We start from the raw sequence: 24,052 nt of genomic DNA, 5'->3' as shown, positions 1-24,052 counted from the left end.
CATAACCAGGTACAGCCGGTGGGGCAGCACTTCCGCGGGTGTTACGCGCAGTGCGTGTGGCGCAATCCCTCGCGTGGTCCATTCCGCCGAATCATCCCCGCGACCCCACCGAGTCCCGCCACCAGGAGCCGGCGGGCAGTCGTCCCCCGCGCGGCGCCGAGAGGCGGGGCTGGCGTTCGCTCCCTCGTCAGACGCCGCGCTTCTCATGGGGGCTCGGCTGGCCCCCGCGCGACGACGCCGTCCCCCAAGCCGCACCGTCGTCCCCCAAGCCACGCCGCCGTCCCCGCGCGTTCCCCGAGTGGCGGCTCAGACGGCGGTGAGGGCTTCGAGGGCGTGGCCGTCGGGCGAGGGGAAGTAGACGCCGCGGCCGCCGAAGCGGTGGTTGATCTCGCCGACGCCGGAACCGTCGGGGTGGGCGTGGAACGCGAGGCCGCGCTCGCGGATGCGGGCGAAGATCTCATCGAACTCAGGCTCCGAGACGAGGAAGGCGTAGTGCTGCGGGTGGATCGGCCCGGGCACCGTCATGACATCGAGGGCGACCTCGTTGGCCAGTCGGACCTGCTGGAAGTGCCCACCCTCGACGTCCACCGGCGCCTCGAGACCGAGTACTTCGGTGAGGAACCGCGCGGTCTCGAAGTTGTCGGAGGCGGCGACGATGGTGTGGTTCAGTGCGATGCTCATACCTGAAACGCTAGGACCTCAACCGGCGTTCATGTCAACGGCTAACGGCCGTCGGCGTCGGCCGCTCCCACGAACCGGAGCACCGCGTCCCAGAAGACCTCGGTGGAGGCACCGTCGAACTCGTCGGGCAGGGACGGATCGGTGAACAGGTGACCCGCCCCGGGGTACTGGATGAACTCGCCGATCGCGCCCGCCTCCCCCACGGAGCGCAGCACGGACTCGACGGAGCCGGGCTGCAGGAACGGATCGTCGACCGCGTAGTGCAGCTGCGCCGGCACGCCCTGCGGCCAGTGCGGCAGGCCGATCATGTCCAGCGGCAGCGCGCCGGAGCAGAGCACGGCGCGGCTCACCGGCCGGTTGCACGCGACGTAGGTGGACATGCCGCCGCCGTTGGAGAAGCCCATGACCACCAGGTCGTCCGGGAGCCCCTCGACAGCCGCCAGCGCCGACGCCATGAGCGCCGGGTAACCGATGCCCTCCGCGAACGCGGCGGCCTCGTCGTACGAGTCGAAGACGCGGCCGTCGTATTGATCGACCACGTGCACGGTGTGTCCCGCGGCGCGGAGGCGGTCCGCGGCGAGCCGCACGCCCTCGCGCACGCCGAGAACCGAGTGGAACAACGCGACAGTGCTCATGCGCCCCAACCTACTGCGCTGCGGCCGTTCCAGTTGGCCAGACGCTCGGTGGGGCCGGCACCGTCGCGCGACTCGACGACGGGGCCGAACGGGAACTCCGGCACCGCACGCAGTTCCGCCGGAATCGCGACCCGCGCCACCTCGAGGGCGGCCGCGGCGACGGCACCGTCGGGGATCTCGGCGGGCTGCCCGGTGGCCACGGCGATGTCCCACCCGTGCACCAGCGCCTCGTTGACGTAGGTCGCCAACGCCTCGGCGCCGGAGGCCGGCCCCCACGGCGCGGTCACCGTCCCGTCGAGCGACGCGCCCGCCCACGCGGTGAGCGACCGCGCCCGGGCGTCGGCGTATGTCGCGGCGTCGTGCTCCGCCACCGTGTTCGGCAGGCCGGCGACGGTGCCCGTCTCCGCGAGCGCGGTCAGCTGCAGGCAATGGGCGGTCAGGTGCCCCGCTAGCGCACGGACATCGAGGTCGCCACCGGACGGCGTGGGCCGGTCCAGCTGGTCGGCGGTGACGCCCTCCAGCAGGGACAGGACCCACGCCGTGGCGGCGGCGTAGTCGGGGCGGGGATCGGAAACGGACTCTGTCATGACATCGATCCAACAGGTCCCAGCGGTCAGTTCCCGACCTCAATGTGCTCCGGCGTCACGCCACCCAGCCGGCGGCGCTGCGGCCGTTCCAATTGGCGAGGCGCTCGGTGGGGCCCGCACCGTCGCGCGGCTCGACGACGGGGCCGAAGGGCACGCCCTCCATCCCGCGGATCTCGGCCGGAAGCGCCGCGTGGACAGCCGCGAGCGCACCCTCGACGACGGCCGGATCGCCGCCGAACTCGGCGGGCTGCCCCGTGGCGACGGCGAGGTCCCAGCCGTGGACGAGCGTCTCGTTGATGTACATGCCGAGCGCCGCGAAGCCGGGGACGACGCCCCACGGGACGGTGACCTCGCGGCCGAGCGGGGCGACGTCCCAGGCCTCGAGGGCGCGTTCCCGAGTGGCGCCGTAGGCCTCGGCGCTGTAGTCGTCGGCGAGGAAGGGCTGTCCCTCGACGGTGGCGACCTCGGCGAGCGCGACGGACCGCAGGCCGACGGCGCCGATGTGCTGGGCGAGTGCGCGGACGTCGAACTCGTCGCACGGCGTGGGCTTGTCGAACTGGTCCGCCGTGATGCCCGCGAGGAGGGACTGCATCCAGGCGGAAACGGCGGCGTAGGCGGGGCGGGGATCTATGGCTGTATTGGTCATGGAACAGATTCAACAGCCCTAACATGACACCTTCTGTCATGTTTTTCTGTCAGTCTTGAAGACATGCGCGCCGACCGCCTCCTCTCCGTCCTCATGCTGCTGCGCCACCGCGGCACCATGACGGCCGCACAGCTCGCCGTCGAGCTCGAGGTGTCCACCCGCACCGTCCTCCGCGACGTCGAGGCCCTCTCCACCGCCGGCGTGCCCGTCTACACGGACCGCGGCCGCGGCGGCGGGATCAGCCTGCTCCCCGGTTACCGCACAGACCTGACGGGACTCACCCTCGACGAGGCCAAGGCGCTACTCGCCGGGGCACCGTCGTCGGCGGCCTTCGCGAGCGCGATGCGGAAGGTGGCGGCGGCGGTGCCGGAGGCGCACCGTCGGGAAGCGGCCGCCGCCGCCCAACGGATCCACGTGCGCCCCGACGGTTTCGCCCGCGCGCCCGAGCCCGACCCGTTCCTCGGCGACCTGCAGCGCGCCGTGATCGACGGGCTGCGCGTGCGGGCCGATTACCGACCGCGCGGGGGCCGGGCGGCGGAACGCGTGCTGGACCCCGTCGGGCTGGTGCACGCGGGGCAGGCCTGGTACCTCATGGCCCTGCGCGACGGCGAGCGGCGCACCTATCGCACGTCGCGGTTCTCCTCCGTCACAGTCCTTTCCGAGCCCGCACAGCGGCCCGACGAGGTGGACCTCCCCGCCGAGTTCGAGGCCTCCCGCGCGTCGTTCCGGTCCGGGCACGCCGGGACGACGGTGACCGTGCGCGCCGACGAGTACGGCTGGGCGAAACTGAGCGCGTTCGGCACGGTCGTCACGCCGCCCGGTCCCGACGGTGCCGGGGCCCTGGAGTTCGGCGACGTCGGTCGGGCGATCTGGACGCTCTGGGGCGCACTGCCCTTCGTCACCGTGCTGGGACCACCCGAGATCCGGGCGGCCCTCGCCACACGGCTTGCGGAGGTGACCGAGGCGCTCAGCGCAGGGTGACCGTGACGGCCGTACCCTTCGGACCGGACGAGGCGACGGCGCGGCCCGATCGGTCACCGTCGGGGAAGTGGAGCGTGAGGTCGGCGCCCTCGCCGGAGAAGTTGCGCCACCACTGCTTCTGGTCCGGCATCGCGACGCCGATGACGACCTCGTCGCCGCGGCGCTGGTACGCGACCGGGAGCGAGAACTGCTTGCCGGACTTGCGGCCGGTGTAGCTGATGGTGACCATCGACTTCCCCAGCGCCGGCCCGACGACGGGAAGGGAGAGCAGGGGCGTGAAGGCGGTGTTGAACAGCTTGGCTCCGCGCTGGAAGAGGTTCATGCCACCACGGTAGCCGCGTCGGCATACTGGGGTGGTGAAGCTGATCCTCAACATCATCTGGCTGGTCCTGTGCGGGTTCTGGATGGCGCTGGGCTACGCGGTGGCCGGCGTCATCTGCTGCGTGCTCATCGTGACGATCCCGTTCGGACTGGCGTCCTTCCGGATCGCGAACTACGCGCTGTGGTCGTTCGGGCGCACCGTCGTCGACCGGCCGACCGCCGGCGCGGCGTCCCTGGTCGGCAACATCATCTGGTTGCTGGTGGCGGGGATCTGGCTGGCGATCGGGCACATCGTGACCGGGATCGCGTTGTGCCTGACCATCATCGGGATCCCGCTGGGCATCGCGAACTTCAAGATGATCCGGCTGTCACTACTGCCGCTCGGTTCGGAGATCGTGCCGACGGCGTAGGTGCGGGGTCAGGCCGCTGCCACGACGATCAGTAGCAACAGCATCAGCACCAACAGCGCGATCGGCACGGCCATGACCGCGACGAGGATGCCGACGCCGTTGTACTTCTGCTCCCCCTCCCCGAGCGAGCCGGCGCTGAAGGTCCACAGCGGCGCCTTGTACTGCAGCTCGGTGGTGCGGCCGGGCGCGACATCGACCACGAGGTCGGCGGGGCCCGTCCGCGACGGGAAGATGTACGGCACGTGCACGTGCACGTGGTGCCGGCCCGGCGCGACCGGGATCGGGTTCGGACCCCAGACGCCGCGGGATTCGTGGCCGTCGACGGCGATCGCCGGCTTGCAGAAGGCGAAGATCCACGACATCGGGAAGTACTTGGTGGTGATCACCAGGCCCGGCGCTCCCTGCTGCCCGTAGGCGGCCGGGGGCTGCTGGGGTCCGCCGTAGGGCGCTCGGCCCGCGGGCGGGTAGCCCGACGGTGCCGCCTGCTGAGGACCACCCGGCTGGTACGGGAATCCCTGTTGCTGGGGCGAGCGCGGCGCCGGCGGGAATCCCTGCTGCTGAGGCGGGCCCTGCTGCTGAGGCGGGCCCTGCTGCGGCGGCGGGCCCTGCTGCCGGCCCTGCTGTGGCGGCGGGCCCTGCTGCCGGCCCTGCTGAGGCGCGGGTCCGCCGGGGCCGCCACCGTAGGGACCGCGGGGCGGGACATCTGGGTTCATGCGGGAAGGATATGCGTCCGCCGACCGCCCCGTGCGCGCGCCCTACCGGCCGAGGATCGCGCGGCGCAGCTCGGGACGACGCAGGATCATGGCGACCCAGATGAGCACTCCCACGTACGCGCCCGACAGCACGAATCCGGCGATCGGTTGCTCGGCACGCAGGTTGATCGCGACGGCCCCGCCGAGGTAGCCGGTGAGGTAGATCGCACCGATCACCGCCGTGCGCGGAATCGTCCACAACACGACGCCGACCAGCAGCACCAGGCCGATCACCAGGATGTGCTTCTCCTGGAATCCGAGGTCCGTGGTCCCGTCGATGACGGCCTGTGGCTTCGTGATCTTGCCGACGACGTCGAACACCAGGAACGCCCAGATCAGGACGGTGAGCACCATCCCCGCGATCCACGATCGCGAGCGGCCCGTCCACGGCTTGGTGGCGGTGGCGTCGGTGGCGGTTGCTGTGGTCATGATCGGCTCCTCAAGTCGGTGTTCACGCCGTGAACATCAGCTAATGTTCACACCGTACACACAACCGATCGGTTGCGTCAATGGCTACGTCGGGCGACATCGCGTCCACGACGTGAGCCGCGGATGGGATTCCCAGCGGTTTCGGCGGGCGAATCGCAGGTCGGCGTCGCCGAAACCGCTGGGAATCGGTCGGCCGGGAACCGCGGACGGAGGTGATGCGTCCAATTGATGTGATCCGCCGAACGCGCGAACTGCTCCAGGCTCGGACCGCGCACGCCGTGCGCATCGAGTCCACATCGGTGGTGCACGGCTTACGGAAGGACGGCGTGGGGTCCACCAACGCCAGAGACGTCCGCGACGCGCTCGCCATCGCCTACCCCGCGGCCGTGTTCACCGGCTGGACGGCCGCCGCGCTCCACGGCGCGCTGTACACCGAGGGTCATCCGGCGGAGATCTGGCTGCCGCAGCAGCGCAGCCGCAAGGACATCATCATCCGCACCGGCCGGCTCGACGAGGCGGACATCGAGAGGGTCCTGCGGCGGCGCGCGACATCGGGGCCGCTCACCGCTGCCGACATCGCGCGCCACAGCACCGATGACGAGGGGATCGCGGGGTTCGACCAGTGTCTGCGCGTCGATGACTACGACAGGTCCGTCACCACGCAGGAGGCGGTCCTCGCCTACCTCGACGCCCATCCCGGCTTCTACGGCGGTAACCGGGTGCGCGCCGTCCTCGCCGAATCGAGCACGGGCGCCGATTCGCACTGGGAGACCTACTCCCGCCTCGCCGTGCACCGCGCGGGCCTGACCTTCTTCACGCCGCAGGCGCCGGTTCCCGGCACCGGGTACCACGTCGACCTGGGCGACGGTGAGCACAAGATCGCCATCGAATACGACGGCGGGTACCACCGCTCAATACGACAGCAGCGCAGAGACATCCGGCGGTGGAACGCCATCACCGGCCGCGAGTGGGCGATCATTCGCGTGACATCCGAGACGCTCACCGGCGACCTCGCGGCCTTCATCACGCGCATCGAATCCGAACTCCGACACCGCGGCTGGACGGGCCCACCGCCGACCGTGCCGCGCCTCATACTGCCGGCGAGCGCCACGGCGAAGCCGCCCACCGACGCCGCCGACCAAACGGTTGCTAGCGGAATCGGCGGGCGAATCGCAGGTCACGATCACCGAAACCACTAGCAACCTTGGGGAAGTCGGCTCACGTCGTGCTCACGACGACTCGATGGGGGCGCCGACCACTCGATCCACCGCAGACTACCGACAGTGCCGGCCAATTCAAGCAGCGCAGGGAGCCAACCGTTGGATGAGAGATGCGCTGAGGCAGCACCGCCACATATCAGCAGCGTCGCGAACCGACTGCCACACGAAGGACGCGCGGAGGCACCACCGCCGACTATCGCCAGCGTCGCAAGCCGACTGCCGGACGAGGGATGTGCGGAGGCATCGCCGACGAGCGCATCGGACGAGCCGAGCCGCTAGGCGAGGTGAGGAGGTCTAAGCGAGCGGCGATGCCTCCGCACAGCCCGGCCACAGCACCGTCGGGCACGGTACCGGCCGGCCAGAAGCACACCGTCGGACATGAGAACGGCCCCCGACCTGCTTGCGCAGGGCGGGGGCCGAATTCAGCTACTCAGCTCACCGGTAACCGTCGGAGAAGCCGTAGTCGTCGAGCGGCACCGCGGCGCCGGACGGGGCGCCGAACGCACCCTCCGGACCGTAGTACTGGTCGTCGAAGGTCGGCACCGAGTACGCGGCCGCGCGGGCCTCCTCGGTCGGCTGCACCTGGATGTTCCGGTACTTGTTGATGCCCGTACCGGCCGGGATGAGCTTACCGATGATGACGTTCTCCTTGAGGCCCACCAGCTTGTCGGAGCGGGTGTTGATCGCGGCGTCCGTGAGCACGCGGGTGGTCTCCTGGAAGGAGGCCGCCGACAGCCACGAGTCGGTCGCGAGCGAGGCCTTCGTGATGCCCATGAGCACCGGACGGCCGGCCGCGGGCTCGCCGCCCTCGGCCACGACGCGACGGTTCGCGGCCTCGAACTCGGCGCGCTCGGTGAGCGAGCCGGGCAGGAACTCCGTCGAACCCGAGTCGATGATCGTCACACGACGCAGCATCTGACGAACGATCGTCTCGATGTGCTTGTCGTGGATCGACACACCCTGCGACCGGTACACCTCCTGGACCTCGTTGACCAGGTGCACCTGCACCTGACGCGGGCCCATGACGCGCAGCACCTCGTGCGGATCGGCAGCGCCCTCGAGGAGCTGCTGGCCCACCTGCACGTGGTCACCGTCGGCCAGCAGACGCTCGCTGCCGTCCTCGTGCTTGAACACGCGGAGACGCTGACGCTTGCTGATCTTGTCGTACACGACCTCTTCGCCGCCGTCATCCGGCGTGATGGTGATCGTGTAGAACCGGTCGTCGTCCTCCAGGCGGATGCGGCCGGAGACCTCGGCGATCGGGGCCTTGCCCTTGGGGACACGGGCCTCGAACAGCTCGGTGACTCGCGGCAGACCGCCGGTGATGTCGTCACCGACGCCACCCTGGTGGAAGGTACGCATGGTCAGCTGCGTGCCGGGCTCACCGATCGACTGCGCGGCGACGATACCGACGGCCTCACCGATGTCGACGAGCTGGCCCGTCGCCATCGAGCGGCCGTAGCAGGTGGCGCAGACGCCGGTGCCGGTGGTGCAGGTGAGCACGGAGCGCACCTTCACCTCGGCGACGCCGGCGGCGAGCAGCGCCTCGATCTGCGGGTCGCCCAGGTCGTGGCCGCGCTCGACGACGACGTTGCCGCCGGCGTCCTTCGCGTCCTCGGCCAGGGTGCGGGCGTACGCCGAGGTCTCGACGTGCGCATCGCGGATGAGCGAACCGTCGGCCTGCACCTCCGCCAGCGGCACGACGATGCCACGGGTGGTGTTGCAGTCGGTCTCGCGGACGATGACGTCCTGCGAGACGTCCACCAGACGACGGGTCAGGTAACCCGAGTCGGCGGTACGGAGCGCGGTATCGGCCAGACCCTTACGAGCGCCGTGGGTGTTGATGAAGTACTCCAACACCGTCAGGCCCTCACGGAAGGACGACTTGATCGGGCGCGGGATGAACTCACCCTTCGGGTTCGTCACCAGGCCCTTCATGCCGGCCAGGTTCCGCACCTGGGTCATGTTGCCGGTGGCACCCGACTTCGGGATCATCGTGATCGGGTTGTCTTCGGGGTAGAAGTCGTCGATCGCCTTACCGACCTCGTCCGTCGCCTGCTTCCAGATCTCGACCAGCGCGTCGCGACGCTCACCCGAGGTGAGGGCACCGCGGGCGTACTTGCGCTCGATGCCGTCGGCACGCTCCTCGTAACGGTCGAGGATGTCCTTCTTGCTCGGCGGAACGAGCACGTCGGACATCGAGACCGTGACGCCCGAACGCGTGGCCCAGTAGAAGCCGGCGTCCTTGAGCTTGTCGACGGTCTGCGCGACCACGATCATCGGGTACCGCTCGGCCAGGTCGTTGATGATCACGGCCTGACGCTTCTTCGGCATCTGCTCGTCGATGAACGGGTAGTCCGCCGGGAGCAGCTCGTTGAACAGCACGCGGCCCAGGGTGGTCTCGGCCGTCCAGGCCTGACCGCGGGTCCACGCACCGTCGAACAGCTCCGCCTCGACCTCGGCCGCCGGGCGCTGCTGCGTGAGCCGCACCTTGATCGGCGCCTGGATCGACAGCTCGCCCAGGTCGACGGCCATGATGGCCTCGGCCGGGGACGAGTACACGCCGGTCTCCGGCTGGTCCTTGGCGGCGGCCACGAAGTGACCGATCGCCTCGGGCTTGAGCGTGGTCAGGTGGTACAGACCGGTCACCATGTCCAGACGGGGCATGGCGAGCGGGCGGCCCGACGCCGGCGACAGGATGTTGTTGCTCGAGAGCATCAGGATCCGGGCCTCGGCCTGCGCCTCCGCGGACAGCGGGAGGTGCACGGCCATCTGGTCACCGTCGAAGTCGGCGTTGAAGGCCTCACAGACGAGCGGGTGCAGCTGGATGGCCTTGCCCTCCACGAGCTGCGGCTCGAACGCCTGGATGCCCAGACGGTGCAGCGTGGGAGCACGGTTGAGCAGCACGGGGTGCTCGGCGATGACCTCTTCGAGGACGTCCCACACCTGCGGACGCTGCCGCTCGACCATGCGCTTGGCCGACTTGATGTTCTGCGCGTGGTTGAGATCCACCAGGCGCTTCATCACGAAGGGCTTGAACAGCTCGAGCGCCATCAGCTTCGGCAGACCGCACTGGTGCAGCTTGAGCTGCGGGCCCACGACGATCACCGAACGGCCCGAGTAGTCCACGCGCTTGCCGAGCAGGTTCTGGCGGAACCGGCCCTGCTTGCCCTTGAGCAGATCGGACAGCGACTTGAGCGGGCGGTTGCCCGGTCCGGTGACCGGACGGCCGCGGCGGCCGTTGTCGAACAGCGCGTCGACGGACTCCTGCAGCATCCGCTTCTCGTTGTTGACGATGATCTCGGGCGCGCCGAGGTCGATCAGTCGCTTGAGGCGGTTGTTGCGGTTGATCACGCGACGGTACAGGTCGTTCAGGTCGGACGTGGCGAAGCGGCCACCGTCGAGCTGGACCATCGGGCGCAGCTCCGGCGGGATGACCGGCACCGCGTCGAGGACCATGCCCAGCGGCGAGTTGCCCGACATCTGGAACGCCGCGACGACCTTGAGCCGCTTGAGGGCGCGGAGCTTCTTCTGCCCCTTGCCCGAGCGGATCGTCTCGCGCAGGATCTCGGCCTCGGCGTCGATGTCGAAGTTCTCGATGAGCTTCTTGATCGCCTCGGCACCCATGGCGCCCTTGAAGTACTCGCCGTACCGATCCTGCAGCTCACGGTAGAGCTTCTCGTCGACGATCATGTCCTTCGGAGCGAGCTTGACGAAGGTCGTCCAGATCTCGTCCAGCTCGTCGATGGCGCGGCCGGCGCGGTCGCGGATCTGCCGCATCTCGCGCTCGCCGCCGTCCTTGACCTTGCGGCGCTGGTCGGCCTTGGCGCCCTCGGCCTCGAGCACGGCGAGGTCGTCCTCGAGCTTCTTGGCGCGGTTCTCCAGATCCACGTCGCGCTGGTCGGCGAGGACCTTCTTCTCGGAGGTGATCTCGGCCTCGAGCGTGGACTGCTCGTTGTGGCGCTGCTCCTCGTCGACCTCCGTGATCACGTAGGCCGCGAAGTAGATGATCTTCTCGAGATCCTTGGGCGCCAGGTCCAGCAGGTAGCCCAAGCGCGACGGGACGCCCTTGAAGTACCAGATGTGGGTGACGGGCGCGGCGAGCTCGATGTGGCCCATCCGCTCACGACGCACCTTGGCGCGAGTGACCTCGACGCCGCATCGCTCGCAGATGATGCCCTTGAAGCGGACGCGCTTGTACTTGCCGCAGTAGCACTCCCAGTCGCGAGTCGGGCCGAAGATCTTCTCGCAGAAGAGTCCGTCCTTCTCGGGCTTGAGCGTGCGGTAGTTGATGGTCTCGGGCTTCTTGACCTCGCCGTAGCTCCAGTTACGGATGTCATCGGCGGTCGCCAGACCGATCTTCAGTTCGTCGAAGAAGTTAACGTCGAGCACTTCTCTCCTAATTCGTCCGGTTGGCGGGTACTAGTTGGCGAGGTCTTCGGCCGAGGCGTTCTCGTTGCGCGAGAGGTTGATGCCGAGGTTGGCAGCAGCGCGCTCGAGGTCCTCGTCGTCACCGTCGGCCATCTCGATGGCGGCACCGTCGGACGACAGGACCTCCACGTTCAGGCAGAGCGACTGGAGCTCCTTGAGGAGCACCTTGAACGACTCGGGGATGCCCGGCTCGGGGATGTTCTCGCCCTTGACGATCGCCTCGTACACCTTCACGCGGCCGACCACGTCGTCCGACTTGATGGTGAGCAGCTCCTGCAGGGTGTAGGCGGCGCCGTACGCCTGCATCGCCCAGCACTCCATCTCGCCGAAGCGCTGGCCACCGAACTGCGCCTTACCACCCAGCGGCTGCTGCGTGATCATCGAGTACGGGCCGGTGGAACGAGCGTGGATCTTCTCGTCGACCAGGTGGTGCAGCTTGAGGATGTACATGTAGCCGATGGCCACCGGGTACGGGAAGGGCTCACCCGAGCGGCCGTCGAACAGCGTCGCCTTGCCGTCGGCACCGACCATGACGTCACCGTCGCGGTTGGCCAGCGTCGAGCCCAGCAGGCCCGCGAGCTCCTCGTCCCGCGCACCGTCGAAGACGGGGGTCGCGGTGTTGGTGTCCTTGGGCTGGCTGTACATCTCCTCGGGCAGCGCCGACGCCCAGTCCGGGATGTTCCCGTTCTCGTCGCGCACGTCCCAGCCGGTCTTGGCGACCCACCCGAGGTGGGTCTCCAGGATCTGGCCGATGTTCATACGACGGGGCACGCCGTGCGTGTTGAGGATGATGTCGACCGGGGTGCCGTCGGGCAGGAAGGGCATGTCCTCGGCGGGCAGGATCTTGCCGATGACGCCCTTGTTGCCGTGGCGGCCGGCGAGCTTGTCGCCGTCCTGGACCTTGCGCTTCTGGGCCACGTACACGCGGACCAGCTCGTTCACGCCGGGGGCCAGCTCGTCGTCGTCGTCGCGCGAGAACACGCGGACGCCGATGACCTTGCCGGTCTCGCCGTGGGGCACCTTGAGCGAGGTGTCGCGGACCTCGCGCGCCTTCTCGCCGAAGATCGCGCGGAGCAGCCGCTCCTCCGGGGTCAGCTCGGTCTCGCCCTTCGGCGTGACCTTGCCGACCAGGATGTCGCCGTCGCGGACCTCGGCGCCGATGCGGATGATGCCGCGCTCGTCGAGATCGGCCAGCACCTCGTCGGAGACGTTCGGGATGTCCCGGGTGATCTCCTCGGCGCCCAGCTTCGTGTCGCGCGCATCGATCTCGTGCTCCTCGATGTGGATGGACGTCAGGACGTCCTCCTCCACCAGGCGCTGCGAGAGGATGATCGCGTCCTCGTAGTTGTGGCCCTCCCACGGCATGATCGCCACGAGCAGGTTCTTGCCGAGCGCCATCTCACCGTTGTCGGTGCAGGGGCCGTCGGCCAGGACCTGGCCACCCTCGACGCGCTGGCCGGCGTTCACGATCGGACGCTGGTTGGCGCAGGTGCCCTGGTTGCTGCGCGCGAACTTGCGCAGGCGGTGCGTCTTGCGCGAGCCGTCGTCGGCCATGATCGTGATGAAGTCGGCCGAGACCTCCTCCACGACGCCCGGCTTCTCCGTGATCACCACGTCGCCCGCGTCGACCGCGGCGCGCAGCTCCATACCGGTACCGACCAGCGGCGACTCGGAACGGACCAGCGGCACGGCCTGGCGCTGCATGTTCGCGCCCATGAGGGCACGGTTGGCGTCGTCGTGCTCGAGGAACGGGATCATCGCCGTCGCGACCGACACCATCTGGCGCGGCGAGATGTCCATGTACTCCACGGCCGAGACCGGGACGAACTCCACCTCGGAGCCGCGCTTACGCACGAGCACCTTGTCGTCGGTCAGGCGACCGGCGTCGTCGGTGGCCGCGTTGGCCTGCGCGATGTAGTACCGGTCCTCCTCGTCGGCCGTCATGTAGACGACCTCGTCGGTGGTGGCACCGTCGACGACCTTGCGGTACGGCGTCTCGATGAACCCGAACGGATTGACCCGCGCGTACACCGACAGCGAGCCGATCAGGCCGATGTTCGGGCCCTCAGGGGTCTCGATCGGGCACATGCGGCCGTAGTGCGACGGGTGGACGTCGCGGACCTCGAGGCCGGCGCGCTCACGCGACAGACCACCGGGGCCGAGCGCCGACAGGCGGCGCTTGTGGGTCAGGCCCGACAGCGGGTTGTTCTGATCCATGAACTGCGAGAGCTGCGAGGTGCCGAAGAACTCCTTGATCGCCGCCGAGACCGGACGGATGTTGATCAGGGTCTGCGGGGTGATCGCCTCGACGTCCTGCGTGGTCATGCGCTCGCGGACAACGCGCTCCATGCGGGACAGGCCCACGCGGAGCTGGTTCTGGATCAGCTCGCCGACGGTGCGCAGGCGACGGTTGCCGAAGTGGTCGATGTCGTCGACCTCGACGGGAACCTCGACGCCACCGTCCGGCACGGTCATGTACGTCAGCTGCTCCGACGGTGCCTCGTGCAGGCGCACGAGGTACTCGATCGTCGCGACGATGTCCTCCTCGGTGAGCACCAGCGGCTGCGTGCCGTCGGAGTTCGCCGGGAGACCGAGCTTCTTGTTCAGCTTGTACCGGCCGACGCGGGCCAGGTCGTAGCGCTTCTCCTTGAAGAACAGGTTCTCCAGCAGGGTCTGCGCCGACTCCTTCGTGGGCGGCTCGCCCGGGCGCAGCTTGCGGTAGATGTCGAGCAGCGCCTCGTCGGTGCCGGCCGTGTTGTCCTTCTCCAGGGTGGAGCGCATGATCTCCGAGAAGCCGAAGCGCTCGAGGATCTGCTCGGCGGACCAGCCGAGAGCCTTGAGCAGCACCGTCACCGGCTGGCGACGCTTGCGGTCGATGCGGACGCCGACGGTGTCGCGCTTGTCCACGTCGAACTCCAGCCACGCACCGCGGGCCGGGATGACCTTGACGCTGTGCAGCGGCTTCTCGGTCGACTTGTCGATGTTCTCGTCGAAGTAGACGCCGGGCGAACGGACCAGCTGCGAGACGACCACGCGCTCGGTGCCGTTGATGATGAACGTGCCCTTGTCCGTCATCATCGGGAAATCACCCATGAAGACGGTCTGCGACTTGATCTCGCCGGTGTTGTTGTTGATGAACTCGGCGGTGACGAACAGCGGAGCCGCGTACGTCATGTCCTTGTCCTTGCACTCCTCGATCGAGGCCTTGACCTCGTCGAAGCGCGGATCGGAGAAGGAGAGCGACATGGAGCCCGAGAAGTCCTCGATGGGCGAGAGCTCCGCGAGGATGTCCTCCAGACCACCGGTGGGCTGAGCCTCACCGCGCGCTGCGGCCTTCTCCCGCCATGCGGGGGTGCCGACGAGCCACTCGAACGAGTCGATCTGCAGGTCGAGCAGTCCCGGAACCGGGAGGGGCTCCTTGATCTTTGCGAACGAGACGCGCTTGGGGGCCCCAGGGACCACCGCGCTGTTCTGATCGTTCTGAGTCTGGCTGGAGACGGAGACTGCCAAGATGCGTCCTCTGCTGTGACTAGTAACGTTGCCTAATTGTGCTGACGGCAACCCGCAGAGATAACGACCTCAATCGCTGAGGCAATATTCAGATGGGCAGGAGGCAGCCAGCGCAACGTCCAACATTAACAGAGGAATGACCACCCCGCAAGAGGCAGTCCAGACTAAGCCCCGAGAGACTCCCGCGCAAGCACGACGCGCGCCGTTCTCTCGAACACCCGCACCACCGGTCGGACTCGCCGCCGCACCGGCCCCGGGCTGGCTACCTCTGCGGGCCGCGTGCACTCGATGATGCTCTCACGTGGACACGAGCACGTCGCGTCCTGCCGATAACTGTGACCCGTATCCGCACGCACGTCAAGCGAAACCGCCGATTTCCTTCGAATATCGCCCGCGCCCACGAGCTGAACGCGCGCTGCAGGAGGCCTGAACGACTCCTGAGACGACGGGACCGGCCCGGGGAGCTTCCCCGGGCCGGTCCGATGTCCGTGTTCGACGGTGCGCCGTGGTCGACCTAGCGGCCGTCGACCTTGGGCAGGTGGTCGGTCGGATTCTCGTCGATCTGGGTGGTCGGGTACGCGCCCGTGGGCGACTCGTCGCCCGAGTAGTCCTTCTGGATGGACACGGGAGCAGTCTCCGGGGCCTGCGCGGCGACCTGCGCCGGCACCGTGGTCGCGAACTCGGCGGGATCGTCGCCCAGGTCGCGGCGGATCGCGATCTGCGCCTTGTGCGGCAGCGTCGGCAGGATCTGCCGGACACGCGCCTTACGACGCAGCTCACCCTGCCGCTGCGGCATACCCGGCGTCGGCTGCATCTGCGGCGCGATCTCATCCGGAACGTCCACACCACCGTCGGAGTGACCGGCCGCCACGCGAGCGGCCTCCGCCTCCATCTGCGACGAGTCCTTCTCCTCCGACATACCGATCGGGCCGATCATCGAACCGGAGAGGAACTGCTTGACCACCGGCTCCTCCGAGGTGAGCAGCACCTCGCGGGGACCGAACATCACCAGGTGCTTGAGGAACAGCATGCCCATGTTGTCCGGCACCGTGCGGGCGATGTTGATGTTGTGCGAGACGATCAGCGTCGTGCAGTCGATCTGCGCGTTGATGTCCATCAGCAGCTGGCTGGTGTAGGTGGTACGCACCGGGTCCAGACCCGAGTCCGGCTCGTCGACGAGCATGATCTTCGGATCCATCACCAGCGCGCGAGCCAGGCCGGCACGCTTACGCATACCACCCGAGATCTCACCGGGAAGCTTGTCCTCCGCGCCGATCAGACCCACCATCTCGAGCTTCTCCATCGTGATCTGACGGATCTCGCTCTCCTTCTTCTTCGTGTGCTCACGAAGCGGGAAGGCCGTGTTGTCGTACAGGTTCATCGAGCCGAACAGCGCGCCGTCCTGGAACAGCACACCGAACATCTTCCGGATCTCGTACAGCTCCGAACTCGAACACGTCAGGATGTCCGTGCCGTCGATGATGATCTCGCCCTCCTCCGGGCGCAGCAGACCGATCAACGACTTCAGGAACACCGACTTACCGGTACCCGACGGGCCGAGCAGAACCGAGACCTCGCCCGCAGGCAGAGTCAACGAGACGTCGGACCAGATGTTCTGGGACCCGAACGACTTCGTCAGGTTCTTGGTAGTTACTTCGACACCCACTGTCGAGACCTTTCGTCGCTTCCAGGTGTGGCTCGCGCCACAGACCGCTGGGAGCACAGTACCCCAGTCACCGCTGGTCGCGGTACCGGACCTGTTCCAATCGGGCGCACCTCGCACCCGGAAACGAGAACCGCCCCGTCGCACTGGGCGACGGGGCGGTCAAAAGCACTGACGTGCGGCTCGGTTATTACTTCACCGAAACCGAAGCGCCGGCCTCCTCGAGCTTGGCCTTGGCGGCCTCGGCGGCCTCCTTGTCGACCTTCTCCAGGATCGCCTTGGGGGCGCTCTCGACGAGGTCCTTGGCCTCCTTCAGGCCGAGGCCCGAAACCAGCTCGCGGACGACCTTGATGACCTGGATCTTCTTGTCGCCGGCGGCCTCGATGACGACATCGAACTCGTCCTGCTCGGCGGCGGCGTCAGCGCCGCCGGCCGCGGGGGCGGCACCGGCAGCCGCGACGGCGACCGGAGCAGCAGCGGTGACCTCGAAGGTCTCCTCGAAAGCCTTCACGAACTCGCTGAGCTCGAGCAGGGTCAGCTCCTTGAAAGCATCAAGCAGCTCGTCGGTGGTGAGCTTCGCCATGGTGGCGTCCTTCCGTTCAGTCTTGCTCGCTGATCCGCGAGGCAAGGTGGTGATGGTTCCCACGAGCGGTGCCCGCGGGGGTTCGCTGGATCAGCGGTCTTACGCGGCGGCCTCGTCGGCTGCCTTCTTCTCCTGCAGCGCGGCGGCCAGGCGGGCCACCTGCGAAGCGGGAGCGTTGAACAGGCCAGCGGCCTTCGCCAAGTTGCCCTTCATGGCACCGGCGAGCTTGGCCAGGAGCACCTCGCGCGACTCGAGATCGGCGATACGCTCGACCTCGGCCACGGACAGCGCTTTGCCGTCCATGTAGCCGCCCTTGATGACCAGGGCCTTGTTGTCCTTGGCGAACTTCTTGATCGCCTTGGCGGCCTCGACCGGCTCACCCTCGATGAAGGCGATCGCGGTCGGACCCTCGAACAGCTCGTCCAGGCCCTCGACGCCGGCATCCTTCGCGGCGATCTTGACCAGGGTGTTCTTGGCGACGGAGTAGGTGGCACCAGCCCCGAGCGAACGACGCAGCTCGGTGATGGAACCGACCGACAGCCCGCGGTACTCGGTGACCACGGTGGCCGTGGACTTCGAGAACTTCTCGGCGATCTCAGCGACTGCTGTGACCTTCTCGGCGTTTGCCATACTTCGCCTCCTCTCTACGTGTCGTACCGACGGCCGAAGGTTCGGGCCAGAAACGACGAGAACCCCGGCGCAGGGCGCACGGGGTTCATGAAGAATCCTCGTCCTCCTGCGTGGGTCGCCGGCTCGGGGCCGGACCTTCGATCGGGCTGACGCCCGACGACCGACGGTCTTCGGTGGAACGATCCGGTTGACACCGGATTCCAAGGGTTCAGAGTACCGACGGTGCGCCGGTTCGCCAAATCGTCGCCCCGACGGTGCCCTGGTCCGGGCCGGTCGGGACGCCGGCCCCGCTTCGCCCCGTCGTCCCCCGCGCCGCGCCGAATCCCCCACTTCGCGGTCCGTCCCCTACCGGACGCCGTGCGTCTCGTGGGGGCTCAGCTGTCCCCCGCGCGGCGCCGAATCCCCCACCAAACGCCGGGTCTCCCCTGTGCAACGCCCGCTCAGCCGACCGCGACGCCGGACTCCGTGTAGACGATGCGCAACGCCAGTCCGGCCTCCGGACCCATGACCCGCGCCGCGAGCTCGATGAACGCCGCGGTGAACGACGGGCCGTGGGCGGCACCGTCGACGCCGGGACCGGCGGCCGCGAGGGCGACGTGGTGCGCGAGCTCGTGCAGGACGACGAGCTCCCGCAGGGCCCAGGCACCGTCGCGCCCGGCCGGGACCGCGACGACCGGCGTCCGGCCGTTCCCGCTCTCGTAGTGCGCGCCCGCGCTGCCTGCGCGGGCCCGGACACGGACCTCGCCGAGCCCGAGTACCCGGTCGGCGTAGCTCTGGACCGACTCCACGGACGCGAACCGGGCCTCCGGCGGCAGCGTCAGCGGCACGCCGAGCACGTCGACGGTCCGCCCCGCCCCGGCATGGGCGAACAGGCTGCGGACCATCTCCTCCGCCCGGTAGACCGCGGCGCGCTGTGCGTCCCTAGACGTCCTTGGCCACCTTCAGCGAATCGAGGATCGCCTTGCCCGTCGCCGCCATGTCGTCCCGCCCGATCGGGATCACGATCATGGCGTAGGTCTGCGGCGCGGACGCGATCACGACGACGGTGACGTCGTCACCGGGGACGGTGACGTTCGGCGCCGTGACCAGGATCTTGCCGGTGACCTTGGCCGCGGACACGCCGTCGACCGTGATCGTCTCGGGCGCGTTCTGTTCGACCCGACGGGACGTGGCGCTGTTGTACCCGGCGCCGTCGGCGATGCACTGGATCATCCGCGCCGCAGCGTCCTTCGGGTCCAGCTTGGATCCGAAGTTGGTCTGCCCGACCTCCGCGCCGGCCTGCCACGACTGGCCGTCGCCCGTGGACTTCTGCAGGCCCGCCGCGGCGATGCTCTGCGCGTACACGGTGTAACTCTCCTTCTCCCAGCCCGGAGCGGCCGAGACGGGGAAGGACAGCGGGCCGGAGGCGACCCGGTCGGTGATGTCGGAGGCCAGGCCCGTGCCCGGCATTCCGCAGCTCGCTCCGGTGGCGCCGCCGCTGGTGGTGGCGGCCGCGCTGGTGGTGGGCGCGGCGGTACCGCCGCCCTCCGAGCCGGAGTTCATCACCATGACGACAGCGGCGATGGCGACCGCGATCACCAGGACGACGGCCACGCCGATCGCGACGAACAGGCCGGTGCGCTTCGGCTTCTGCGGCGGCTGCCCCTGGGGCGCCTGGCCGGGGTACTGGTAGCCCTGCTGCTGATACCCCTGCTGATAGGGCTGCTGTGCGTACGGGTTCTGCTGCTGGCCGTAGCCGTACGGGTAGCCGCCCTGCGCATACGGGTCGGGCTGTGCGTACGGGTCGGGTTGCTGCCCGTACGGGTTGGGCTGCTGCCCGTACGGATCCTGCGGGTTGCTCATACGTCCCTCGCCACCTTGAGCTGCTCGAAGACCTGCTGGGCCACCGCCGCGAGGGCGGTATCCCCGATCGGGGTGTCCGACTCGAAGTATGCCTGGGGCGCCGAGTCGATCACCACAACAGTAACCACGTCTCCCGCCAGACTCAGCCCGGACTTGGAGACGAGTATCCGTGCCGTGACGCGGTGAGCGGGCACACCGTCGACGCGCACCGCCTCCGGTTCGGTGAGCGCCTCCAGGCGCGGCGAGTACCTGGCGTAGCCCGTACCCGCCGCCATGCACCCGATCACCCGACGCGATGCCTCCGCCGAGGAGAGTTTCGTCCCGAAGTGGGTGAGGCCGATCTCCACGTGCGCCTGCCACCCCTGCCCGGCGATCGACTGCTTGAGGCCCACGCCCAGCGCGCTCTCGGCGAAGATCACGTACCCGTTCTGCGTCCACCCGGGCGCCGCGGACCTCGGGAACGACAGGGGCCCGGCGACGACGCGCTCGGTGACGGGCGTGGTCGAGCTCTCCCCGGGGCTGCCGCAGTCCGCGGCCGCCCCGGACCGGGCGCTCGCGCCCGCGGAGGTCGACGGTGCCGCCCGCGTACCGTGCGACGCCGGGTTGCGCACCACGACCACGGCGGCGGTGACCATCACGGCCAGGACCAGGACCACCGCGACACCCACGGCCCACCACAGGGCGCGGTTCGGCGGCTTCGGCGCGGGCTCGCCGAAACCGGGACCGGGGCCTCCGTAGCCGCCCGGGCGGCCACCGGGCACGGGCGGATACGGTCCGGGACCCGACGGCCGGCTCATACGTCCCTCGCGACCTTGAGGTGGTCGAAGATGTTCTGCACCACGGCCGCGAGCGCCGCGTCTCCGATCGGGCTGTCGGACTGGAAGTAGGTCTGCGGGGCCGACGCGATCACCACGACCGTCAGCACGTCACCGGCGATGTCCAGGCCCGCGCGACTGACCAGGATCCGGCCGGTGACGCGCGCCGCGGGCACACCGTCGACCGTGATCGCCTCGGGCTCCGTGAGGCCCTCGAGCCGCGGACGGTACGAGTCGTACCGGCTGCTCGCGACGATGCACGGGATGATCCGGCGCGCGGCGTCCTGGGCCGACGCCTTGGGGGCGAAGGTGGTCTGCCCGATCTCGGCGTGCGCGTCCCATTGGTGGCCGGGCACCTTCTGCCGCAGGCCCGCGGTCTGCGCTCCCGGCGCGAACAGCTGGTACCGCTGCGCCGTCCACCCCGGCGCCGCCGAGACGGGGAAGGACAGCGGCCCGGAGACCACCCGCTCCGTGATCGGCACCGTCGAGCCCGGCCCGGGCATGCCGCATCCGCCGCTCCCCGTCCGCGAGGTCGACGGTGCCGCCACCGTCGACGGGGACGGACCGCGGCCCGACGACCGGACCAGGAGCACCGTGGCGACCACCCCGACCACGACGACGAGCGCGACCGCGCCCCCGATCACCCACCACAGCGCCAGCCCGCGCCGCGGTGGCGGCACGGGCGGGGGTGAGTACGGCGAGTAGGGCGCGCTCACGGGGCGCCCCGTTCCAGCGCGCGCCCACCGCCCAGCTCGGAATGGTCGCCGAGACGGGCCGACCGGCCGGCCTTGTCGCCCGCGCGGCGGGCACCGTCGGAGTAGCCGGCCGACGCCCTGGAGCCACGCCATTGGCCGCGCGCCGTGGACTCGCCGCGATAGAACGACGCGAGCTCGACCTCCTTGTCACGCAGCGCGACGGCGGTGCCGGGCTCGCCCCGCTCCACGACCTGCGCCGTCTCCGCAGCCCGCGCCTCCGCGAGCCGGGCGCCGATGCGCGCCGCGAACGCGGACTGGAAGTTGATCCGCGCCGTGACCCCCGAGACCGGTTTCGTCTCGACCCACCGCCGCCGCGTGCGGCGATCCTCGTAGAGCTGCTGCACCGTCTCGGACTTGTGCGCGCCCGAGCGCAGGTACGCGTCCGATGCGCGGACCATCTGGATGACCAGCGACGCGTACAGCGCCTCACACGCGTCGACATCCTCCGCGAAGCCGTAGGCGAAGACGAAGGTGGAATTGGACGCGACATCGCACCGCACGTCGTTGGACTGGGCGATCGCCACGAACAGCTCGACGAAGGTGCGCAGGCCCCGCCGGCCCGCCTCCCCGATCCGGACGGTGCGCTGCTCCGGCACTGCTCGCGCGCGCTCGGTGCCGCGCTGGTGTGCGCGGGCCACGGCCAGGTCGATCGACGCCGCGGTGGCGAGCCGCTGCGCCGCCTCGGTGAAGGTGGCCGCCTCGTGCTCGTTGTCGGTCCCCTCGGCCTGCCGCAGCAGCGCGCCGATCCGCGTCAACAGCCTGTCGTCGTCCATGGCGCGAGGATACCGACGTCGGGTGACAGGTTTTCGTGGTCGCACATCGACGGGGTCGCGACGTTCCAAGGCTCCTCCAAGTGATCCGCCAGCGGCTTTCGGTTACGCTTATCCGGACCTAAGCTTCGCATTACCAAGGGGAGAATTCACTATGTCGACGCCCAACGACCCGTACGGCCAGCAGCCGGACCCGAACCAGTACCCCGGCCAGCAGCAGCCGTACGGCCAGCAGCAGCCCTTCGCCGGTCAGCCGTACCCGGGCCAGCCGGCGCCCATCGGCCCGAACGGCGAGCAGCTCAACGATCCCGACAACACCCTGGGCATCGTCGGCCTCGTGCTGGTGTTCGTCTGCGGCGGCATCGTCGGCCTCATCGTCAGCTGGATCGCGCTGAACAAGTCCAAGCAGCGCGGCTACAAGAACACGCCGGCTCTCATCGGCGTGATCCTCGGCGCGATCTTCTCCGTGCTGTTCGTGCTGTGGCTGATCTTCGCCGTGGTCATCGGTATCGGCTCGGCGTCGAGCTCGTCCTACTTCCTCGTCTGACGCATGGGCTACCCCGAGAACCCGCAGGACCCGTTCACCAAGGATCCGTACGGTACGAACGACCCGAACGCGCAGTACGGCGCGGGCCAGTACGGCGCCGGGCAGTACGACCCGTACGGCCAGGCACCGTCGTACCCCGGCCAGGGCTACCCGGCGGCCCAGCCGTACCCGGGCGGCTACCCCGGCTACCCCGTGCCGAACGGCGAGATGCAGGACCCCGACAACGCCATGGGCATCGTCGGACTGGTCCTCAACTTCGTCTGCTGCGGCCCGATCGGCCTGATCGTCAGCTGGATCGCGCTGAACAAGTCGAAGGAGCGCGGCTACAAGAACACCGTCGCGCTGGTCGGCGCGATCCTCGGCGGGATCAGCAGCGCGATGCTGCTGGTCGTGGTCGTGATCTACGCGATCATCATCATCGCGGCCGTCGGCTCGAGCTCCAGCTCGTACGTGCTGTCCCTGCTCTGACCGCAGCGTCCCCGGACACGACGAAGCCCCCGACCTCCTCGCGGAGATCGGGGGCTTCGTGGATCAGGCCCTGATGAGGGGAAGGCTTACGCCTCCTCCTCCGCGAGGTTGCTCACTCGCGACGGGTCCACCTGGATGCCCGGTCCGGTGGTCGTCGAGACGGTGACCTTCTTCAGGTACCGGCCCTTGGCCGCCGACGGCTTCGCGCGCAGGACCTCGTCCAGCGCGGCGCCGTAGTTCTCCACCAGCTGCTTGGCGTCGAAGGACGCCTTGCCGATCACGAAGTGCAGGTTCGACGCCTTGTCGACGCGGAACGTGATCTTGCCGCCCTTGATGTCGCCCACGGCCTTGGTCACGTCGGGGGTGACGGTGCCGGTCTTCGGGTTCGGCATGAGGCCACGGGGGCCGAGCACGCGAGCGATGCGACCGACCTTGGCCATCTGGTCCGGGGTGGCGATCGCGGCGTCGAACTCGAGCCAGCCGCCCTGGATCTTCTCGATCAGGTCCTCGGCGCCGACCTCGTCCGCACCGGCGGCCTTGGCCTCCTCGGCCTTGTCGCCGACGGCGAACACGATCACGCGCGCCGTCTTACCCGTGCCGTTCGGCAGGTTGACGGTGCCGCGCACCATCTGGTCGGCCTTGCGGGGGTCGACACCGAGGCGCATGGCGACCTCGACGGTGGCGTCCTGCTTGGTGGAGGAGGTCTCCTTGGCGAGCGTGACGGCCTCGAGCGGGCTGTACAGCTTGTCCTTGTCGACCTTCTCGGCAGCGGCCTTGTAGGCCTTGCTGTTCTTGCTCATGTGGAACTCTTTCTTATCTTGCCCAGCGTGCGGGCAGTGAGTGGTTCTGCGGGCCGAGCCGGCCCTCCCACGGGAGGCACAGGCCTCCCGGCGACAACTCGACGGTGCGAGTTACTCGACGGTGATGCCCATCGAGCGAGCAGTGCCGGCGATGATCTTCGCGGCCTGATCGATGTCGTTCGCGTTCAGGTCTTCCTTCTTGGTCTCGGCGATCTCGCGCACCTGATCCCAGGTCACCTTGGCGACCTTGGTCTTGTGCGGCTCGCCCGAGCCCTTCTGCACGCCTGCGGCCTTGAGCAGCAGCTTCGCAGCAGGAGGAGTCTTCAGCTTGAAGTCGAACGAACGGTCCTCGTAGACCGTGATCTCGACCGGGATGACGTTGCCACGCTGCGACTCGGTCGCGGCGTTGTACGCCTTGCAGAACTCCATGATGTTGACGCCGTGCTGACCAAGCGCGGGACCCACGGGCGGAGCAGGGTTGGCCTGCCCGGCCTGGATCTGCAGCTTGATGAGCCCGGCGACCTTCTTCTTCTTCGGGGGCATCCTCAGTATCCTTTTTCATCACCCCGCGCCCGT

At 68.9% G+C, this 24,052-nt stretch carries 23 protein-coding genes and 1 pseudogene; 5 read left to right on the top strand and 19 right to left on the bottom strand.

Annotation, left to right across the window (positions count from 1 at the left end; all coding sequences use genetic code 11):
- Positions 1 to 306: 306 nt before the first annotated feature.
- From AXK60_RS21845 to AXK60_RS21830, 4 genes are read right to left on the bottom strand one after another with little or no spacing between them, the layout of a single operon-like run.
- Positions 307 to 681 (bottom strand): VOC family protein, encoded by a 375-nt coding sequence (locus AXK60_RS21845; protein WP_068574451.1) that lies wholly within the window; start codon positions 679 to 681, stop codon positions 307 to 309.
- 41 nt (positions 682 to 722) lie between these two features.
- Positions 723 to 1,316 carry a dienelactone hydrolase family protein gene (locus tag AXK60_RS21840; RefSeq protein WP_068574449.1) on the bottom strand — a complete coding sequence of 198 codons (594 nt, stop codon included), beginning with the start codon at positions 1,314 to 1,316 and terminating at the stop codon, positions 723 to 725.
- Complete coding sequence (locus AXK60_RS21835) at positions 1,313 to 1,903, bottom strand: TIGR03086 family metal-binding protein (RefSeq protein WP_068574447.1); 591 nt, start codon at positions 1,901 to 1,903, stop codon at positions 1,313 to 1,315. Before AXK60_RS21835 ends, AXK60_RS21840 begins: the two co-directional genes overlap by 4 nt.
- A gap of 55 nt (positions 1,904 to 1,958) precedes the next feature.
- Positions 1,959 to 2,549 (bottom strand): TIGR03086 family metal-binding protein, encoded by a 591-nt coding sequence (locus tag AXK60_RS21830; protein ID WP_068574445.1) that lies wholly within the window; start codon positions 2,547 to 2,549, stop codon positions 1,959 to 1,961.
- 63 nt (positions 2,550 to 2,612) lie between these two features.
- On the opposite strand from AXK60_RS21830, the gene AXK60_RS21825 reads away from it, so the two are divergent.
- Positions 2,613 to 3,530 carry a helix-turn-helix transcriptional regulator gene (locus AXK60_RS21825; RefSeq protein WP_068574443.1) on the top strand — a complete coding sequence of 306 codons (918 nt, stop codon included), beginning with the start codon at positions 2,613 to 2,615 and terminating at the stop codon, positions 3,528 to 3,530.
- On the opposite strand, the gene AXK60_RS21820 is transcribed toward AXK60_RS21825, so the two are convergent.
- The gene (locus AXK60_RS21820; RefSeq protein WP_068574441.1) at positions 3,517 to 3,852 is read right to left on the bottom strand and encodes a hypothetical protein; all 336 of its coding nucleotides are present in this window, start codon (positions 3,850 to 3,852) and stop codon (positions 3,517 to 3,519) included. The genes AXK60_RS21825 and AXK60_RS21820 overlap by 14 nt on opposite strands.
- 34 nt (positions 3,853 to 3,886) lie before the next feature.
- Here AXK60_RS21820 and AXK60_RS21815 point away from each other — a divergent pair, with 34 nt between their 5' ends.
- The gene (locus AXK60_RS21815; RefSeq protein ID WP_068575288.1) at positions 3,887 to 4,261 is read left to right on the top strand and encodes a YccF domain-containing protein; all 375 of its coding nucleotides are present in this window, start codon (positions 3,887 to 3,889) and stop codon (positions 4,259 to 4,261) included.
- A gap of 8 nt (positions 4,262 to 4,269) precedes the next feature.
- Here AXK60_RS21815 and AXK60_RS27725 read toward each other — a convergent pair whose 3' ends face one another.
- Both AXK60_RS27725 and AXK60_RS21805 read right to left on the bottom strand, forming a co-directional pair.
- A complete protein-coding gene (locus AXK60_RS27725) occupies positions 4,270 to 4,974 on the bottom strand; it encodes a hypothetical protein (protein ID WP_231855647.1) in 705 nt (234 codons plus the stop codon).
- 42 nt (positions 4,975 to 5,016) lie between these two features.
- Positions 5,017 to 5,442 carry a DoxX family protein gene (locus tag AXK60_RS21805; RefSeq protein WP_068574439.1) on the bottom strand — a complete coding sequence of 142 codons (426 nt, stop codon included), beginning with the start codon at positions 5,440 to 5,442 and terminating at the stop codon, positions 5,017 to 5,019.
- 326 nt (positions 5,443 to 5,768) lie between these two features.
- On the opposite strand from AXK60_RS21805, the gene AXK60_RS21800 reads away from it, so the two are divergent.
- Positions 5,769 to 6,641: a DUF559 domain-containing protein gene (locus tag AXK60_RS21800; protein ID WP_175400089.1), complete on the top strand. Its 873-nt coding sequence runs from the start codon at positions 5,769 to 5,771 to the stop codon at positions 6,639 to 6,641.
- A 456-nt stretch (positions 6,642 to 7,097) separates the two neighbouring features.
- Here the strand turns inward: AXK60_RS21800 and AXK60_RS21795 are convergent, their stop codons facing one another.
- The 10 genes and pseudogenes from AXK60_RS21795 to AXK60_RS21745 form a co-directional block, all read right to left on the bottom strand.
- Positions 7,098 to 11,054, bottom strand: coding sequence for a DNA-directed RNA polymerase subunit beta' (locus tag AXK60_RS21795; RefSeq protein WP_068574435.1), 3,957 nt, complete (start codon positions 11,052 to 11,054; stop codon positions 7,098 to 7,100).
- Positions 11,055 to 11,084: 30 nt separating this feature from the next.
- Positions 11,085 to 14,603: a DNA-directed RNA polymerase subunit beta gene (gene rpoB / locus AXK60_RS21790; protein WP_068574433.1), complete on the bottom strand. Its 3,519-nt coding sequence runs from the start codon at positions 14,601 to 14,603 to the stop codon at positions 11,085 to 11,087.
- A 514-nt stretch (positions 14,604 to 15,117) separates the two neighbouring features.
- On the bottom strand, positions 15,118 to 16,269 hold the full coding sequence (locus AXK60_RS21785) for an ABC transporter ATP-binding protein (RefSeq protein WP_068574431.1): 1,152 nt from the start codon (positions 16,267 to 16,269) through the stop codon (positions 15,118 to 15,120).
- Positions 16,270 to 16,456: 187 nt separating this feature from the next.
- On the bottom strand, positions 16,457 to 16,849 hold the full coding sequence (gene rplL, locus AXK60_RS21780; protein ID WP_068574429.1) for a 50S ribosomal protein L7/L12: 393 nt from the start codon (positions 16,847 to 16,849) through the stop codon (positions 16,457 to 16,459).
- A gap of 99 nt (positions 16,850 to 16,948) precedes the next feature.
- Entirely contained in the window at positions 16,949 to 17,479 is a 531-nt protein-coding gene (gene rplJ / locus AXK60_RS21775) for a 50S ribosomal protein L10 (protein WP_068574427.1), read from the bottom strand.
- Positions 17,480 to 17,919: 440 nt separating this feature from the next.
- Positions 17,920 to 18,405 (bottom strand): annotated as a pseudogene (locus AXK60_RS21770) (TIGR04338 family metallohydrolase); the annotation flags it as partial.
- Complete coding sequence (locus AXK60_RS21765) at positions 18,401 to 19,321, bottom strand: hypothetical protein (RefSeq protein WP_068574424.1); 921 nt, start codon at positions 19,319 to 19,321, stop codon at positions 18,401 to 18,403. The pseudogene AXK60_RS21770 and the gene AXK60_RS21765, both read right to left, overlap by 5 nt.
- A complete protein-coding gene (locus AXK60_RS21760) occupies positions 19,318 to 20,082 on the bottom strand; it encodes a hypothetical protein (protein WP_068574421.1) in 765 nt (254 codons plus the stop codon). The genes AXK60_RS21765 and AXK60_RS21760 overlap by 4 nt, the downstream gene beginning before the upstream one ends.
- A 32-nt stretch (positions 20,083 to 20,114) precedes the next feature.
- A complete protein-coding gene (locus AXK60_RS21755) occupies positions 20,115 to 20,852 on the bottom strand; it encodes a hypothetical protein (protein ID WP_139058074.1) in 738 nt (245 codons plus the stop codon).
- Positions 20,849 to 21,664, bottom strand: coding sequence for a DUF2786 domain-containing protein (locus AXK60_RS21745; RefSeq protein WP_068574415.1), 816 nt, complete (start codon positions 21,662 to 21,664; stop codon positions 20,849 to 20,851). Before AXK60_RS21745 ends, AXK60_RS21755 begins: the two co-directional genes overlap by 4 nt.
- Positions 21,665 to 21,815: 151 nt before the next feature.
- Here AXK60_RS21745 and AXK60_RS21740 point away from each other — a divergent pair, with 151 nt between their 5' ends.
- Together AXK60_RS21740 and AXK60_RS21735 are read left to right on the top strand one after the other, a co-directional pair.
- Positions 21,816 to 22,208 carry a DUF4190 domain-containing protein gene (locus AXK60_RS21740; protein WP_068574413.1) on the top strand — a complete coding sequence of 131 codons (393 nt, stop codon included), beginning with the start codon at positions 21,816 to 21,818 and terminating at the stop codon, positions 22,206 to 22,208.
- 3 nt (positions 22,209 to 22,211) lie between these two features.
- Positions 22,212 to 22,676 carry a DUF4190 domain-containing protein gene (locus AXK60_RS21735; RefSeq protein WP_068574411.1) on the top strand — a complete coding sequence of 155 codons (465 nt, stop codon included), beginning with the start codon at positions 22,212 to 22,214 and terminating at the stop codon, positions 22,674 to 22,676.
- An 86-nt stretch (positions 22,677 to 22,762) separates the two neighbouring features.
- Here AXK60_RS21735 and rplA read toward each other — a convergent pair whose 3' ends face one another.
- Together rplA and rplK are read right to left on the bottom strand one after the other, a co-directional pair.
- Positions 22,763 to 23,476 carry a 50S ribosomal protein L1 gene (gene rplA, locus AXK60_RS21730; protein WP_068574409.1) on the bottom strand — a complete coding sequence of 238 codons (714 nt, stop codon included), beginning with the start codon at positions 23,474 to 23,476 and terminating at the stop codon, positions 22,763 to 22,765.
- 111 nt (positions 23,477 to 23,587) lie between these two features.
- Positions 23,588 to 24,019, bottom strand: a complete 432-nt coding sequence (gene rplK / locus AXK60_RS21725; RefSeq protein ID WP_068523954.1) for a 50S ribosomal protein L11 — start codon at positions 24,017 to 24,019, stop codon at positions 23,588 to 23,590.
- Positions 24,020 to 24,052 lie beyond the last annotated feature (33 nt).

This window comes from Tsukamurella pseudospumae, from assembly GCF_001575195.1.
GTDB lineage: Bacteria > Actinomycetota > Actinomycetes > Mycobacteriales > Mycobacteriaceae > Tsukamurella > Tsukamurella pseudospumae.
Note: the sequence above shows the minus strand (reverse complement) of the source record. Positions and strands in the feature narration are given on the sequence as shown.